General features: G+C 49.3%; 2 protein-coding genes. Both read right to left on the bottom strand.

The features are described from left to right. Positions 1-54 precede the first annotated feature (54 nt). Positions 55-915: an IS3 family transposase gene (locus ACO9K6_RS20925; protein ID WP_424769461.1), complete on the bottom strand. Its 861-nt coding sequence runs from the start codon at positions 913-915 to the stop codon at positions 55-57. A gap of 23 nt (positions 916-938) precedes the next feature. Continuing rightward, the gene (locus ACO9K6_RS20920) at positions 939-1,229 is read right to left on the bottom strand and encodes a transposase (protein ID WP_424769460.1); all 291 of its coding nucleotides are present in this window, start codon (positions 1,227-1,229) and stop codon (positions 939-941) included. Between the last annotated feature and the right edge of the window lie 79 nt (positions 1,230-1,308).

Below are 1,308 nucleotides of genomic sequence, written 5' to 3'. Positions count from 1 at the left end.
TGGAATAGTCAAGAAAAGTGCAGTTTGAAAACACCCTCATGTGGAAACCCCTTGCTAGGCTGCGTTTGACAGCAGTCGTTCGCGATAAATGGCAGGGGGCCATCCTCCCGGGTTAGAGGTGTAGATCCGGTGCCTGTTGTAGTAAACCATGATGTACCTGAAGATAATGGATTTTATCTGAGCCATCGGATAGTGCTCGGTTTTAATTTGGTACAACTTTTCTTTCTTTAACGTAGCAAAAAAGCTCTCCATCCTGGCGTTATCATAGCAGCGCCCCGTGCCACTCATGCTTTGAATGGCGCCACGTTTAGCCAGGCTCTCTCGGAAAGCTTGGCTCGTGAACTGGCTGCCTCGATCGCTGTGATAGATCATTCCGCGAGCATTTCGTGCTTTACAGGCACTCTCGAAGGCTTGGATGCATAGCTCCTTGCGCATATTGTCGTCCATGGCTAGGCCTACAATTTCGCCGTTAAAACAATCCATTACGGCAGACAAGTAAAGCTTGCCATCTGAACAAGGAACTTCAGTGATATCCGAGAGCCACTTTGCGTTGGGTGTGGAGGAGCTGAAGTCTCTTTGAATCAGGTTTTCGCTCTTCTGAGCCGCGGCATCCTCGCGTGTAATCCCGTTCGGATAGCGCTTTGCTTTCTTCAGCAGATCGTGTTTCTTCATGATGCGATAAACCGTGCTGTAGCTCGTCGTCATATCTATTTGTGACAGAGCCAGTAGAATACGCTGGACGCCGTAATTACGGTTGTCTTCATATTCTCCAATGATGTCTTTGATTTTGACCAGAAGACGCTCCTGCCGCTCCTGCTTGGGCGTAGGCTTCAAACTACGGTAGTAGCCCGATTCGCTGACAGCAAGCACTTCGCACATCTCATTGACGGTCCAGCGACCCCGACGTTTACAGATGTAAGCATAGAGCTGGCATGCCTTTACCGCTTCCGGTCTTTTGCGAAAAAACCGAGTGCATCCTTGAGAATTTCATTCGCTCGGCGCAACTCGTTTATTTCTCTTTCTAATTCGATTTCTCGCGCTGTCCGATCGGCAGAGGCGTAAGCGCGTCCGCTCCCGATATGTGCGCCGTCGCCATGTAGGGTTCTTCGCTTTCGCCAATCCTGCAACGTGTGGTAGGCTACGCCTAACTGCTCGGCAGCTTTCCTGGGTCCAATCTCATCGCTCAATCTTACCGCTTCTTCTTTGAATGCTTTGTCGTATCTGTTCATAGTCGCTCATCCCCTCGTTAACTTTCATTTTATTTCATACGAGGGTGTTATTCGACTGCATTTTTATCGTAGCACTCCA

This window comes from Paenibacillus praedii, assembly GCF_049725345.1.
In the GTDB taxonomy this organism is placed as follows: domain Bacteria; phylum Bacillota; class Bacilli; order Paenibacillales; family Paenibacillaceae; genus Pristimantibacillus.
Note: the sequence above shows the minus strand (reverse complement) of the source record. Positions and strands in the feature narration are given on the sequence as shown.

Excerpts from the sequence above, each read along its gene's own strand:
- ACO9K6_RS20920 (WP_424769460.1), bottom strand. The coding sequence starts at position 1,229 with ATGAACAGATACGACAAAGCATTCAAAGAAGAAGCGGTAAGATTGAGC.